This window comes from Blastomonas natatoria (assembly GCF_003201955.1).
Taxonomy (GTDB): Bacteria; Pseudomonadota; Alphaproteobacteria; order Sphingomonadales; family Sphingomonadaceae; genus Blastomonas; species Blastomonas natatoria.
In genome coordinates, this window is the sequence record NZ_QJJM01000008.1 from 169,104 (window position 1) to 182,450 (window position 13,347).

At 63.1% G+C, this 13,347-nt stretch carries 13 protein-coding genes and 1 riboswitch; of the genes, 7 read left to right on the forward strand and 6 right to left on the reverse strand.

Annotated features, from left to right (window positions below; genetic code table 11):
* Nucleotides 1-110 precede the first annotated feature (110 nt).
* A complete protein-coding gene (gene obgE, locus C7451_RS11840) occupies nucleotides 111-1,169 on the reverse strand; it encodes a GTPase ObgE (protein WP_110299167.1) in 1,059 nt (352 codons plus the stop codon).
* A 198-nt stretch (nucleotides 1,170-1,367) separates the two neighbouring features.
* Here obgE and clpS point away from each other — a divergent pair, with 198 nt between their 5' ends.
* The gene (clpS, locus tag C7451_RS11845) at nucleotides 1,368-1,724 is read left to right on the forward strand and encodes an ATP-dependent Clp protease adapter ClpS (protein WP_110299254.1); all 357 of its coding nucleotides are present in this window, start codon (nucleotides 1,368-1,370) and stop codon (nucleotides 1,722-1,724) included.
* Here clpS and C7451_RS11850 read toward each other — a convergent pair.
* Nucleotides 1,721-3,403, reverse strand: coding sequence for a patatin-like phospholipase family protein (locus C7451_RS11850; protein WP_146215357.1), 1,683 nt, complete (start codon nucleotides 3,401-3,403; stop codon nucleotides 1,721-1,723). The genes clpS and C7451_RS11850 overlap by 4 nt on opposite strands.
* A gap of 28 nt (nucleotides 3,404-3,431) precedes the next feature.
* Here C7451_RS11850 and murA point away from each other — a divergent pair, with 28 nt between their 5' ends.
* Entirely contained in the window at nucleotides 3,432-4,715 is a 1,284-nt protein-coding gene (gene murA, locus C7451_RS11855; RefSeq protein ID WP_110299169.1) for a UDP-N-acetylglucosamine 1-carboxyvinyltransferase, read from the forward strand.
* Nucleotides 4,716-4,804: 89 nt separating this feature from the next.
* Here murA and C7451_RS11860 read toward each other — a convergent pair whose 3' ends face one another.
* Both C7451_RS11860 and C7451_RS11865 read right to left on the reverse strand, forming a co-directional pair.
* Entirely contained in the window at nucleotides 4,805-5,071 is a 267-nt protein-coding gene (locus C7451_RS11860) for a ribbon-helix-helix domain-containing protein (protein ID WP_110299170.1), read from the reverse strand.
* Nucleotides 5,068-5,511, reverse strand: coding sequence for a DUF1801 domain-containing protein (locus C7451_RS11865; protein ID WP_110299171.1), 444 nt, complete (start codon nucleotides 5,509-5,511; stop codon nucleotides 5,068-5,070). The genes C7451_RS11860 and C7451_RS11865 overlap by 4 nt, the downstream gene beginning before the upstream one ends.
* A 38-nt stretch (nucleotides 5,512-5,549) precedes the next feature.
* Nucleotides 5,550-5,727: riboswitch (yybP-ykoY riboswitch) on the forward strand.
* Nucleotides 5,728-5,748: 21 nt separating this feature from the next.
* Here C7451_RS11865 and C7451_RS11870 point away from each other — a divergent pair.
* From C7451_RS11870 to C7451_RS11890, 5 genes are all read left to right on the forward strand, one after another.
* Nucleotides 5,749-6,321: a TMEM165/GDT1 family protein gene (locus tag C7451_RS11870; RefSeq protein ID WP_110299172.1), complete on the forward strand. Its 573-nt coding sequence runs from the start codon at nucleotides 5,749-5,751 to the stop codon at nucleotides 6,319-6,321.
* Between the two features lie 68 nt (nucleotides 6,322-6,389).
* Nucleotides 6,390-7,607, forward strand: a complete 1,218-nt coding sequence (locus C7451_RS11875) for an argininosuccinate synthase (protein WP_110299173.1) — start codon at nucleotides 6,390-6,392, stop codon at nucleotides 7,605-7,607.
* A 9-nt stretch (nucleotides 7,608-7,616) separates the two neighbouring features.
* Nucleotides 7,617-8,075: a DUF3429 domain-containing protein gene (locus tag C7451_RS11880; protein WP_110299174.1), complete on the forward strand. Its 459-nt coding sequence runs from the start codon at nucleotides 7,617-7,619 to the stop codon at nucleotides 8,073-8,075.
* A gap of 1,200 nt (nucleotides 8,076-9,275) precedes the next feature.
* The gene (locus C7451_RS11885; RefSeq protein WP_146215358.1) at nucleotides 9,276-9,746 is read left to right on the forward strand and encodes a hypothetical protein; all 471 of its coding nucleotides are present in this window, start codon (nucleotides 9,276-9,278) and stop codon (nucleotides 9,744-9,746) included.
* A 110-nt stretch (nucleotides 9,747-9,856) separates the two neighbouring features.
* Entirely contained in the window at nucleotides 9,857-11,173 is a 1,317-nt protein-coding gene (locus tag C7451_RS11890; RefSeq protein WP_110299176.1) for a dicarboxylate/amino acid:cation symporter, read from the forward strand.
* Between the two features lie 61 nt (nucleotides 11,174-11,234).
* Here the strand turns inward: C7451_RS11890 and pal are convergent, their stop codons facing one another.
* Nucleotides 11,235-11,753: a peptidoglycan-associated lipoprotein Pal gene (gene pal / locus C7451_RS11895; protein WP_110299177.1), complete on the reverse strand. Its 519-nt coding sequence runs from the start codon at nucleotides 11,751-11,753 to the stop codon at nucleotides 11,235-11,237.
* Between the two features lie 182 nt (nucleotides 11,754-11,935).
* Nucleotides 11,936-13,249, reverse strand: a complete 1,314-nt coding sequence (gene tolB, locus C7451_RS11900; RefSeq protein ID WP_110299178.1) for a Tol-Pal system beta propeller repeat protein TolB — start codon at nucleotides 13,247-13,249, stop codon at nucleotides 11,936-11,938.
* Between the last annotated feature and the right edge of the window lie 98 nt (nucleotides 13,250-13,347).

A 13,347-nucleotide genomic window follows, 5' to 3' on the forward strand; every position in this document is an offset into this window, starting at 1 on the left:
GCGGGAATCCCGCTTGCTCTCTGACTTTCGCGCACAAAGCGGGACCCCCGCGTTCGCGGGGGTGACGATCAGATTTGTGCGAGCCGAGTTCTGCAACCAGTGCCTCCCGCTCAAACCGGCGACCATGTGCCCGGCTCGTCATCCCGGTCGGGATCGACCCCTTCGGGCTGCTCGGTCGCGGTCACGTGTGGCAGATATTCGAGCAGCGCGTCGAACAGCTCGGGGATGCCCTTGCCGGTCGCGCCTGATATCGGGAACACCCGGTCCGCGCCCGCTGCCACAAGTTCGCTCGCAAAATGCTGCATCAGCTCGTCGTCGAGCAGATCGCCCTTGTTGAGCGCAACCAGCTTGGGCTTTTCATCGAGGCCAGCGCCGTAATTTTCCAGCTCGCCATCGACAATCCGCATCGCTTCCAGCGGGTCGTCGCCATTCGCGTCGATCAGATGGATCAGCACCTGGCAGCGCTCGATATGCCCGAGGAACCGGTCGCCGATCCCTGCGCCTTCCGCCGCGCCCTCGATCAGGCCGGGAATGTCGGCGAGAACGAATTCGCGGTTGCGGTGTCTCACCACGCCCAGCTGCGGGCGCAGCGTCGTGAACGGATAATCGCCCACCTTGGCATGCGCGTTGGTCACCTGGTTGATGAAGGTGGATTTGCCCGCATTGGGCAGGCCGACAAGCCCCGCATCGGCCATCAGCTTGAGCCGCAGCCACACCCACATTTCCTCGCCCGGCCAGCCCGGCCCGTGCTGGCGTGGCGCGCGGTTGGTGCTGGTGGCATAGCTGAGGTTCCCGCGCCCGCCATCGCCGCCGCGCAGCAGCGTGATGCGCTGCCCGGCATGGGTGAAATCAGCAAGCACATCTTCCTTGTCCTCGGACAGGATCTGCGTGCCGACGGGTACCTTGATGACCAGATCGTCGCCGCCCGCGCCGGTGCGGTTGCGGCCCATGCCGCCGGTGCCGCGCTTCGCCTTGAAGTGCTGGGTATAGCGAAAGTCGATCAGCGTGTTGAGGCCGCTGACCGCTTCGAAGATGATGTCGCCGCCCTTGCCGCCATTGCCGCCATCGGGGCCGCCATATTCGACATATTTTTCGCGGCGGAAGGACACTGCGCCCTGACCGCCCGAACCGGAACGTATGAAAATCTTGGCTTGATCGAGAAAATGCATGGCCGCGCCCCTAACGGAAAGCGGTGCGAAACACCAGAGTAACCGAATCGAGCCTATGAAGCCGGGGCAGGGCGAGCGGGCAGCGCGGCGCATTTTGCGCGCAGCCCCTTGCCTGACGCCTCAGAAATACGATATTCGGGAACATCTATGCACAGCACGATCACCCCCATTGCGTCGCTCCGGCGCCCCGCCGCCTTGATGGCAGGCGATACAGGCTCGGTCGTGCGCGCCGGGCCCGATCGCGAAGACGATGATGGCCCGCCGGATATCGGCATCGCGGTCAAGACCCGCGCCAAGTCGAAAAAGCCGAGCCAGTACAAGGTGCTGATGCTGAACGACGATTACACCCCGATGGAATTCGTGGTGCTAGTGCTCAAGCGCTTCTTCAGCATGAACATGGACGAGGCGACCCGCGTGATGCTCCACGTCCACCAGAAGGGCGTCGGCGTCTGCGGCATCTTCACCTACGAGGTCGCCGAGACCAAGGTGAATCAGGTGATGGATTTCGCGCGGCAGAACCAGCACCCGCTGCAATGCACGCTCGAGAAGGTCTAAGCGATCAGCTTTGCGCAAGCCGGTGCAATATCGGCGTCGGGCGTGCCGGTGGCTTTCAGGATCGCGGGGCAGTTGTTGCGGACGGTCAGCTGGCCCAGTTCCCACATCGCGTTCGATAGCACCCAGTTGAACTGATAGGTCGTCTTGTTGCGATTGCCGGCCCGATAGAAATTTTCCGAATAACAATCCCCCTGCCGGTTTGTCAGCCGTTGCAGGCTGGCGGATACTCCGGGTATTTCCTCATCGCGTGGCCAGTCGGACTGGTCTCCCTTGTCCAGCTGGCCGTCCGCTTTCAGGCAACTCACATTTCTGGCAGCGTAAAAGGCGAGAAATTTCAGGCCTTGGAGCATCCTGACGTCCTCCAGCGACCTGCCGAATCCTGAAACACTGAAGAAATCGAGCAAGGCAATATCGGATACGCCCACCGCGTCGAACAGCGGATGCCGCATCCTGTCGAAGGTCGCGTCCTGAACAGCAAACAGGCCATTGGTGGCCATCGAGGCCAGGAAATTGCTCGTTCGATCGCTCTTCTTCACGATCTTCTCGTCAATCGATGTATTGGAATTGACGATGATCATGCCGCGATGGGTAACGTTCGCGTCGTTTTTCTGGCTGTGCATGATCTCGTAGCCGGTTTTGTAGCCGATATTGTCGTAGATGCCGCCATCGGCAATACGCATGTAGGCGACAGGTTCGGGAACCGCCCTGCTGCGGCAGAATGACGATCCCTGCCATGGGCTCTGCTTCTGGCAGAGCCGGGTCTCGGCAAATGCAGCATAAAAGCCGGGCACCGATCCGCTGGACGCGGCCGCCACTGCGATCGGCACTTGCTGCAGCGAACGGGCAGGGGTTTTGCCGCTCTGCTTGCAGGTCGTGATGCTCTCCACCTGATAATGTTTCAAAAAACCTTCGGTGAAGACAAACGGCGCCTGAGCGGGAAGCAGCGCAGCGTTGAAGAAAACGGCGGGCAATTTCTTGGACGCGCCGGCCTTGTAGACATCGCCGAAATTGCCGGTGCCAATGGCCGTTTCTGCGAGCATGGCGCTGAGGCAGGTTACTCTATTCCTGGTCGACGTTTTGAATTGTTTCAGAATTGTGAGCTTGTTGTCAGCCAGATTGTACGCCCCGCCGTTGACCGAAGCCTGCGCCAGCCATGTTGCGACCGCCCAACTTCCGCCCGAGTTCGAGGAGATGAAGTCGATTTGGTCCAGCGCACTGCCCTGCGATCCTGCAGGCAATTTCTGCAGTTCGGCAAGAATGCCGAGCGTATAGCTGGCCGCCCTGGCGCCGCCGCCCGAGACGGCAAGGCCGATCAGCTTGCCATCGGCAGCCATGTCCCTGGTGTGCAGCCCGGGGGCAAGTGCCGGGTCGATTGGCGGGTTGCTGCGCGCAAACTTCACGTCGAGATTGTCGACCACCGCCGTGTAAGTCGGCCACGGCACGGACTTGATGCCGAGACTTGCGCAACCAGCAGTCATCAGCGCGAGCAGGCCGACGGTGCATTTGGCTGTATATTTCATCATTCTACCCCCGCGTAGAAAAGAAAAAATAATGGTGCGTCCATTCCTGTATTTATACAAGCGTGAAGCGGCTGGCGATGAGGCAATGGGGTGGTGCGATATTCGATCGCAGCAGCGTTGCGCCTCCGGTAAGGGCAGGACGCCCGCGCCCTCTTGCACCTGCCCGTCCAGACGCTAAACAGCGGCGATGGACAAGATCATCATTCGCGGCGGCAAGCCGCTTTCGGGCCGTATTCCCATTTCCGGAGCCAAGAACAGCGCGCTGACGCTGCTGCCTTGCGCGCTGCTGACCGATGAGCCGCTGACGCTGCGCAATCTTCCGCGGCTGGCCGATGTCGACAGTTTCGGCCATCTGCTCAACCAGCTCGGCGTCTCGACGATGATCGAGGGTGCTCGGCCAGAGGATTTCGGCCGGGTGATGACGCTGCGCGCAGGCAGGGTGACCTCGACCGTCGCGCCCTATGACATCGTGCGCAAGATGCGCGCCTCGATCCTGGTGCTGGGCCCGCTGCTGGCGCGCGCGGGCGAGGCGACCGTCTCGCTTCCCGGCGGTTGCGCGATTGGCAACCGTCCGATCGACCTGCACCTGAAGGCGCTGGAAGCGCTGGGCGCAGAGATCGAGATCACCGCGGGCTATGTTACCGCGCGCGCGCCCAAGGGAGGCCTTCCCGGCGGCGATTTCGGTTTCCCCGTGGTGTCGGTCGGCGCAACCGAGAACGCGCTGATGACCGCCGTGCTCTGCAAGGGCACGTCGACGCTGCGCAATGCCGCGCGCGAGCCCGAGATTGTCGATCTGTGCAATCTGCTCGTCGCGATGGGCGCGAATATCGAGGGCATCGGCGGATCGACCCTGGTCATCCACGGCAAGGACCGGCTGCACGGCGCGACCTATCGCGTGATGGCCGACCGTATCGAGGCGGGCAGCTATGCCTGTGCCGCCGCGATCACCGGCAGCGCGCTCGACCTTATTGGCGCCAAGCTCGACGAGATGGAGGCGACCATCGCTGCGCTGCGCCAGGCAGGCGTGCATTGCGAGGAAATTGCCGATGGCATTGCGGTGCGTCCCAATGGCAAGCTGCAGGCGCTGACGCTGTCGACCGCGCCGTTCCCCGGCTTTGCCACCGACATGCAGGCGCAGTTCATGGCGATGCTGTGTCTGGCCGACGGCGCCAGCGTGCTGACCGAGACGATCTTCGAGAACCGCTACATGCATGTGCCCGAATTGAACCGCATGGGCGCGCATATCGAGGTCAAGGGCCGCACGGCGGTGGTGCACGGCGTCGAGCGCATGGTCGGCGCGCCGGTGATGGCAACCGACCTTCGCGCCTCGATGAGCCTGATCATCGCGGGTCTGGCGGCTGAAGGCGAGACCGAGGTCAACCGCGTCTATCATCTCGACCGCGGTTATGAGCGGCTGGAAGAGAAGCTCCAGGCGGTCGGCGCGGACATCGAACGCGTCGGCGGCGATTGATCATCGCGCCACGTTTTCCGGCGAAAGCCGGAATCCAGAGGGGGATGGCACAATCCGACTCCTGGGCTCCGGCCTTTGCCGGAGAACGGTCAGTCGTGTGAGGTCGATGCCTGGGCCAGCACATCGCTGACCAGCCACAGCCGGATCGCGCTCGCCAGATTGGGCGGCTGCTCCACCGCAATCCGCTCGACATCGATCCGCGCAACGAGGGCGTTGAGTGGCAGGCCGCGTGCCTCTGCAGCGGCTTTCAGCAGATCCCAGAACAGTGGCTCCAGGCTGATCGAGGTCATGTGCCCCGCAATCTGGATGCTGCGCTTGACCGGGCCGTGGAACAGGTCTTCGGGCGGGATTTTCATGCGGGCGGGTAGAGCCGGTTCATCTCGGCGACGTTGTTCGCGATGATCTCCTCGAGCACATCCATGTCCACCTGATCGAGCCGGTTGATGCACAGGCACGATTTTTCCATCTTGTGCTTGCCCAGCCGGCCCAGCAGGGCTTCCTGGTTCTGCGCTGCGGCTTCGTCGCCGGTGTCGCACATCAGGTAGATGCTGTGCTTGCCCTTGCGCGGGGCAAAGCCCGATCGCATCGATGTGCCGCTGCGCCCGCTGTCATAGGTATAATGATATTCGCCAAAGCCGATCATGCTCGGCCCCCACATCTTCGCGGGTTCGCCGGTGATGCGCTCGTACAGCGCGACCAGCGCACTCGTTTCCTCGCGCCGGCGCTCGGGCTCAAGCGCCGCGATATAGGCAGCGACATCGACATCGGTCGCCACGGTCTTGTTCACTTGCCCCATCTTGCATCCCCTCTGGCGACCGCCTAAAGGCTAGCACGTCTGATGGGGAGTAGCCAACCGGCGCCATGCCGGTCCGTGCGTCAACACACTTGGCCGAGAGGCCATGGCGCGCGGGTTTCCGGACCTTTGGGGTCCGGCTTCCGGCAAGACCGATGACACCTGAACCCATTGTCCGGCCGGGCAGGGGCGATGGTGCCATTGTGTACGCTCGCTGCCCGGCCCTGAAAGTCTCGTCGGATGGAAGCCTTTCTTGCCTCGCTGTCGCTGGTCGCGCTCGCCGAAATGGGCGACAAGACCCAGCTTCTCGCAATCCTGCTCGCTGCGCGCATGCGCAAGCCTGTGCCGATCATCGCAGGGATATTCGCCGCGACGCTCGCCAATCATTTTCTTGCGGCGCTGGTCGGGCAGCAGGTCGCTGGCCTGCTCGACAGCCCCGCCTTCCGCTTCGCCATTGCAGGCGGGTTCATTGTCATGGGTATGTGGGCGCTGATCCCCGACAAGTTCGACGAGAATGACGAGCCCAAAAGGCGCGGGGCGGGCGTGTTCGTCACCACGCTGATCGCCTTCTTCCTGGTCGAGATGGGCGACAAGACCCAGATCGCCACCGTCGCGATGGGCGCGCATTACCAGAATGTCGTCGCGGTCACCGCAGGGACGACGCTGGGCATGATGGTCGCCAATGTACCTGCGGTGCTGCTGGGCCACCGCATAGAGCGCATCCTGCCGATCCGCGCGCTGCAGATCGGCGCGGCGCTGATGTTCGCCGGGCTGGGCGTGTGGATCGCTGCGCAGACCGCCGGTTGGGTGTGATGACCCTTGCCCCCATGCCCCCGCGCTGTTAGGCGGCGCGCAATCTCGTTCAGCAGGAAAGTGGCTTCATGGCTCAAGGTGTCAAGCGCGTCGTTCTGGCCTTTTCGGGCGGTCTGGATACCAGCGTCATTCTGAAATGGCTGCAGCAGACCTATGGTTGCGAGGTTGTCACCTTCACCGCCGATCTTGGTCAGGGCGAGGAGCTGGAGCCCGCGCGCGCCAAGGCGCAGATGATGGGCGTGAAGCCGGAGCACATCTTCATCGACGACCTGCGCGAGGAATTCGTGCGCGATTACGTGTTCCCGATGATGCGCGCCAATGCGCTGTACGAAGGCACCTATCTGCTCGGCACCTCGATCGCGCGGCCGCTGATCGCCAAGCGCCAGATCGAGATCGCGAAAATGGTCGGCGCCGACGCGGTCAGCCATGGCGCGACCGGCAAGGGCAACGATCAGGTGCGCTTCGAGCTCGGTTATTATGCGCTCGAGCCCGATGTGAAGGTCATCGCTCCCTGGCGCGAATGGGATCTGACCAGCCGCACGAAGCTGATAGAATTTGCCGAGGCGCACCAGATTCCGGTGTCGAAGGACAAGCGCGGCGAAGCGCCGTTCTCGACCGACGCGAACCTGCTGCACACATCGTCCGAGGGCAAGGTGCTCGAAGATCCCTGGGATGAAGTGCCCGACTATGTCTATTCGCGCACCAATCATCCCGAAGAGGGGCCGGATACACCGGAATATATCACCATCGATTTCGAGCGTGGCGATGGCGTCGCGCTGAACGGCGAGGGCATGAGCCCGGCGACGCTGCTCGCGAAGCTCAATGATCTGGGCAAGACGCACGGCATCGGGCGGCTCGATCTGGTCGAGAACCGCTTCGTCGGCATGAAGTCGCGCGGCATGTACGAAACGCCGGGCGGCACCATCTACCACATCGCGCATCGCGGCATCGAGCAGCTGACGCTCGATCGCGGCGCGGCGCACCTCAAGGACGAACTCGCCCCGCGCTATGCCGAGCTGATCTACAATGGCCTTTGGTTCAGCCCCGAGCGCGAGATGCTGCAGGCGGCGATCGACCATAGCCAGAGCCATGTTACCGGCACGGTGCGGCTCAAGCTGTACAAGGGCAATGCCTGGGTCGTGGGCCGCAAGTCGCCCTATTCGCTGTACAGCGAGAAGGTGGTGACGTTCGAGGACGATGCCGGCGCCTATGACCAGAAGGACGCGGAAGGCTTCATCAAGCTCAACGCGCTGCGCCTGCGGCTGCTGGGCCGCCGTCAGGGCTGAGGTCGGTCGATGGCGGCGCGCGGAGCGGAGGATCAACGCCTGCTGGTGCAGGGCCTGACCTATTCGGGCGCGCTGCCGTTCATCGCAGGAGCGCTGAGCCATGTCGTCGGCTTTGGCGACGTCAACGCGGCGAACCTCACCTGCTATTGGGCGTTTGCCATCCTGATGTTCATGGCGGGCACGCTCTGGGGCATCCAGGTGGTCGCGCCCGAGCAGGTGGCGCCCAATCTGTTCATCGCGAGCAATGCAGTGGTGCTGGGCACCTGTGCGGCTTTGTGGTTCGTGCCGTTCAACGAGGCGGCCCTGCTCTTCGCGCTGGGCTTTGGCGTGCTGTGGTGGCTGGACAGGCAGGCGGTGCGTGTCGGAGCAACCGATGCGGCTTATGGCGCCATGCGCAGCCGGGTAACCAGTATCGTAGTCGCGTGTCTGGTCGTGCTCGCGGTCGTGCCGATGGGGGCTATCGGCTGACAGGTTGGCGCGTGCGTCCCTCGACTTCGCTCGGGACAAACGGATTTTGCTCAGTCGCGCCTCAATCCTTCCGGCATTCCCGAGCGAAGTCGAGGGACGTACGCGCGATTCGTGCGGCTTGGCGTACCCTCTGAAATCTTGATTGTTACACCCCAATGAAACAATCGAACCGGGCGACCTTAATCCCTTGCTATCCACCATTTTATCCACAGGTAAGCTGCGCGGTCTGTGGATAACTTCTGCATTTTCGCTGGTCGCGACTCGGGTCTCGTGACACCTTCAAGAGGTCGGAAGGACAGACGAACGGCGAGCTGAAGGAAGGAAAAACCAAGCGAATACAGAGATGTAGAGCGCAGGTTTGAGAGCCGGAGAGACCGCCCGGACCAGGAACTGGCAACGGGGAGCGGTGCGGAAGCAAGGCCGGTGTTATGCACAGGCTGGAAGAGATGGTCCCAAGGGCTCCGGAGTAGCGATGCAAGGGAGTGCAGGGGGCGATCTGAAAAGGTTCGGATGGACGGACGATGACCGGCGAACAGGCAAGATGCAGGTCGCAAGACCTGGATGGAGCGGTCAGCCGGTGCGATGCCTCAGGGCAGGGCCTTAAGGCTCAGGACAGACGGTTAACGCGCATCGCTTTTCGGAGTGATGTTGCTGGAGCCGGGTGGTCTGGACCGGAGGGCGCAAGCCAGAGGTGTCAGGCAGAGCGCGGACTTGGGGAAAAGGTCTTCGGACTGGCGAACCCAAGCCTCGCGCGAAGCCGGACGCCTGAAAGGGTGATCGGGATCGAAGGGGAAGCCGAAGCAGCGATGCTGGCGCGAACCATCGACAGCCTGGACCGGATATGTCAGCCCCACCGCTTGCGGCGCGGCGGACAGACCATCTTGAGGCGGGAAACCGCTTTCATGGGCGTCGGATCAGTGATCCGGATAGCCATATCAGGCGCAGTGGGGGCCGACAGCAATGTCGGCCCCCGTTTTGCGTCGAGGTCCGGGCAAGCGCGTCGCGTCACGGGTCTCGCCTGTCGGCTTCGCCATCGGGCGAAGCGCTCCTTCGGCCCGGGCAGAACAGTGTGCCATTCCGTTGCGGTTGGGCGCCAGCCGATATACTATGTTAACCGTCCTGGGGGCGGGACATGCTGTATCGAAGACATGAGGTCCATTCCCGTTCCCAAGGCACGATTGAACCCTGGGGATGTGCCTGATGATCGGCTACCGCCTTGCGGCCTGCGCCTTGGCCCTTGTTTCCGCCGCACACGCCAGCCCGGTACTGGCTGCAACACCGTCGCAATTGGCTGAAGCGCAGCGCTATGTCGAAACCATCTACAAGCGGTTGCCGGGCAGTTTCGATTACCGCACGGTCCGTTACGCCCCGACGCTGAAAGCCCTGATCGCCAGGGATGATGCCTGCGCCCGAAAGGCCGGCGGGATCTGCGCGATCGATTCCGTGCCGTTCTGCGACTGTCAGGACACCAGCGCCGATTATCGGCTGCTGCGCAGCGCCGTGATGGCCAAGGGCCGGTCGGGCGCAAGGGTAATGGTCGAAATGCGCAATTTCGGCAAGGTGCGCTATGCAGTCGATCTGGTACTGAGCAACGACAAGTGGTTCGTCTCCGATATCACCACGCCCTCCACGCCGAGCCTGGTTGCACGGTTGCAGAGGGACCTGAAATAGCCCTTGGCGGCTGGCCCTCCCGCCAGCAGCGGGGGCGCCAGGCCATGCACGGGCTTGCGCATTTCCGTTAGCCCGGTAGGACGCTTCCCAGGGAGCATAAGGGCAGGATCATGGACCGCAAACTTACCTGGTATATTTTCGCCGGCATGGTGCTCGGCGTGGCGGTCGGTTATGCCGTCCATGTCGGCGTCGCGGCGGACAGTCCGATGTTCGAATATATCACCAAGACGTTCAAGCTGCTCTCGGACATCTTCCTCAATCTCATCAAGCTGCTGGTCGCGCCGCTGGTACTCTCGACCATCGTCGTCGGCATCGCGCATATGGGCGACAGCAGCGCCCTGGGCCGAATCGGCGTGCGCGCACTGACCTGGTTCATCACTGCGAGCTTCATTTCGATCGCGCTGGGCCTGCTGATGGTCAACCTGTTCCAGCCCGGCATCGGCGCACCGATCCCTGAAGCAGCCGAAGCCGCCAAGATGGTGGGCGAAGTCAAGAAGCTCGACGCCTGGGAGTTCACGCTGTCGATCTTTCCCAAGAACGCGCTCGAGGCGCTGGCCACCAACAACATCCTGCAGATTCTGGTGTTTTCCATCTTCGCCGGCGTGGCATTGTCGGCGATCGGCGAGAAGGGCGCGGCCCTGGTGCGCGGGTCCGAAGCCCTGGCCGAAATGATGCTGCAGATCACGGGCTATGTGATGCGTTTTGCACCGGTTGCGGTATTCGGCGCCATTGCCAAGGTCGTGGCAGGAAGCGGGCTGGCGATCCTGGGCACCTATTTCGAGCTGCTCGTGGAATTCTACCTCTCGCTGGTGCTGCTGTGGATCATCCTGCTGACGATGGGCTGGATTTTCCTGCGGGCCAAGATCTGGCAGCTGATCCGCTATATCCGCGAACCGCTGCTCATCGCATTCTCGACCGCCTCGTCCGAGGCCGCGCTGCCCAAGATGTTCGAACAGCTCGACCGCTTCGGCGTGCCGCGCCGCATCTCGGGCTTCATGCTGCCCCTGGGCTACAGCTTCAACCTCGACGGGTCGATGATGTACATGAGCTTTGCGACGCTGTTCATCGCGCAGGCCTATGGCATCGAACTGTCGATCACCACGCAGATCCTGATCCTGCTCACGCTGATGGTCTCTTCCAAGGGCATCGCCGCCGTGCCGCGCGCCAGCCTGGTGGTGATCACCGGTACGCTGGCGCAATTCGGCCTGCCGGTCGAGGGCGTGGCGATCATCCTCGCCATCGACCAGTTCCTCGACATGGGCCGCACCGCGACCAATGTCGTCGGCAACGCGGTCGCCACCAGCGTCATCACCAAATGGGAAGGCATGCTGGAAGTGCCCGAGCCAGCGGAAATGGAGCTTCCCCATGCACCGCACGACACGCCCGAGCATGGCAAGCGCGGACTCGATCTCCCTGTCGGCGAATAAGAAAAAGGGCCAGCCGTTCCGCACGGCTGGCCCTTTGGCATTTCAGGATTGATGCGGACGATCAGTCGATCGTCACCGTCACCGCGCGGCGGTTCTGCGCCCAGCTTGCTTCATCCGAACCCATCGCGGCGGGGCGTTCCTTGCCATAGCTGACCACGCGCAGGCGCGATTCGCTGACGCCCAGCGACACCAGATAGTTCTTGGCGGCATTGGCGCGGCGTTCACCGAGTGCGAGGTTGTAATCGCGCGTGCCGCGCTCGTCGGCATGGCCTTCGATGATCGCCTGCTTGTTGGGATATTGTGCCAGCCACTGCGCCTGGCTCTGCAGCGTCATCTGGTCGTCGGCATCGACATTGTAACGATCGAGATCGAACAGGATGCGGTCGGAGCGGACCTTGGCCAGGAAATCGGCCTGGCTACCGGGCACGGGCACGTTGCTGACGCCCGAATTGTCCTGTCCGACCGAATTGTCGACAGCCGGACCCGGCGCGGGGGGCAGCTCGGGCGGGGCCTTCTTGGCGCAGGCGCCCAATGCGATGACGGCGGTGGCCAGGACAAGCGTGTTGCGGACAGTTCTCATCGATCGTCTCCTTCTTGTGTGGGGCCATACAGACGACACAGACTTGGCCCTGTGGGGAATTTGCGGGGTGTCTGGCAGAATGCCGGTCGGGCCCCATGATGAAACATAACCAATGTTAACCTGAAGGAAGTCTGACTCCATTCATCGCAAGGGTAAACCCTTGGAAGCCGCAAAAGGCTCCATCAGGGAAGAATCGGACCCCAGGCCGGGTCAGAGCCATCCACCGGGGTGGGCAGGCGGCGTTCGTTGGCGCCGGTCAGGTCCACCTGCCACACCGTAGAGCTGACCGCTCCGCGCCCGGTGCGGAAGAACTGGATCACGCGGCCGTTGGGCGCCCAGGTCGGGGCCTCGTCCTGCCAGCTGTTGGTCAGCAGCCGCTCGCCGCCGCCCGATGGGCTCATGACGCCGATGCGGAAATTGCCCTGCATCTTAGTGAACGCGATCAAATCGCCGCGCGGGCTCCATTCGGGCGTCGCATAGCGCCCGCCGCCAAAGCTGATGCGGCGCTGGTTCGATCCGTCGGCGTTCATCACATAGAGCTGCTGGCCGCCGCTGCGATCGCTTTCGAATACGATCTGGCTGCCATCGGGCGAGAAGCTGCCGCCGACATCGATGCCTGGACCGTCGGTGAGGCGCACCGGCGTGCCGCCCTCGGCCGGGATCTTGTAGATATCGGTATTGCCGCCGATCGCCATTGAATAGAGCAGATAGCGGCCGTCGGGCGACCAGCGCGGCGCGAAGGTGGGGTTGCGGCTCTGCGTCACCAGCCGCTGACGGCCGGTGCCGACGTCATAGACATAGATGCGCGGATTGCCGTCGACATAGCTCAGATACGCGATCTGCTTGTAGTCGGGCGAAAAGCGCGGGGTCAGCGCGGTCGACTGGCCGTTGGTAATGAAGCGGTGGTTGGCGCCATCCGAATCCATGATGGCGAGGCGCTTGGTGCGGTTCCCCTTGGGGCCGGTCTCGGCAATATAGGCGATGCGGCTGTCAAAGAACGGGCTCTCGCCCGACAGGCGCGAATAGATGCTGTCGGCGCATTTGTGCGCGGCGCGGCGCCAGTCCGCCGGTTCGACGACAAAGCCCTGGCGGGTGAGCTCGCTACCCAGCGCTACGTCGTAGAGATAGCAGCCGACTGTGATCTTGCCGTCGCCGTTGGACTTGACGAAGCCCTGGATCAGCGCGGCGGCGCTGCGGCCCTGCCAATAGGGGAAGGTTGGCGCGGTCACCTCATCCACTGTGATGCGCTTCACCGCATTGCGGCCGATCGGCTTGAACAGGCCCGAGCGGTCGAGGTCCGAGGCGATGACGTCGCTGATGCGGTTGCCCAGGTCCTCGGTGGTGCCTGCGAGCGTATTCTCGCTTTGCGGGGTGGGAAGTGCGGGGACCGCGATGACCAGGTCTGCGTTGCCGGCATTGTCCACATCCACCGCGAGCTGGGCGTGGGCGGGGGTGGTGGTGAGCAGCGCTGCAATCGCAGCAGACAATCCCAGCACCCACTTCCGTTTGTCCCGAGCGTGTCGAGGGACGTATGCGCTACCGTTCCGATCACGTCCCTCGACTTCGCTCGGGACAAACGGGGAAGGGGTGCGGG

Bases quoted from the DNA above. Each gene is read 5' to 3' on its own strand.
- C7451_RS11860 (WP_110299170.1), bottom strand. From the start codon at position 5,071: ATGAAAATCCCGCCCGAAGACCTGTTCCACGGCCCGGTCAAGCGCAGC.
- murA (WP_110299169.1), top strand. From the start codon at position 3,432: ATGGACAAGATCATCATTCGCGGCGGCAAGCCGCTTTCGGGCCGTATT.
- C7451_RS11890 (WP_110299176.1), top strand. From the start codon at position 9,857: ATGGACCGCAAACTTACCTGGTATATTTTCGCCGGCATGGTGCTCGGC.
- C7451_RS11875 (WP_110299173.1), top strand. From the start codon at position 6,390: ATGGCTCAAGGTGTCAAGCGCGTCGTTCTGGCCTTTTCGGGCGGTCTG.
- C7451_RS11865 (WP_110299171.1), bottom strand. From the start codon at position 5,511: ATGGGGCAAGTGAACAAGACCGTGGCGACCGATGTCGATGTCGCTGCC.
- C7451_RS11880 (WP_110299174.1), top strand. From the start codon at position 7,617: ATGGCGGCGCGCGGAGCGGAGGATCAACGCCTGCTGGTGCAGGGCCTG.
- obgE (WP_110299167.1), bottom strand. From the start codon at position 1,169: ATGCATTTTCTCGATCAAGCCAAGATTTTCATACGTTCCGGTTCGGGC.
- C7451_RS11870 (WP_110299172.1), top strand. From the start codon at position 5,749: ATGGAAGCCTTTCTTGCCTCGCTGTCGCTGGTCGCGCTCGCCGAAATG.
- clpS (WP_110299254.1), top strand. From the start codon at position 1,368: ATGGCAGGCGATACAGGCTCGGTCGTGCGCGCCGGGCCCGATCGCGAA.
- pal (WP_110299177.1), bottom strand. From the start codon at position 11,753: ATGAGAACTGTCCGCAACACGCTTGTCCTGGCCACCGCCGTCATCGCA.
- C7451_RS11885 (WP_146215358.1), top strand. From the start codon at position 9,276: ATGATCGGCTACCGCCTTGCGGCCTGCGCCTTGGCCCTTGTTTCCGCC.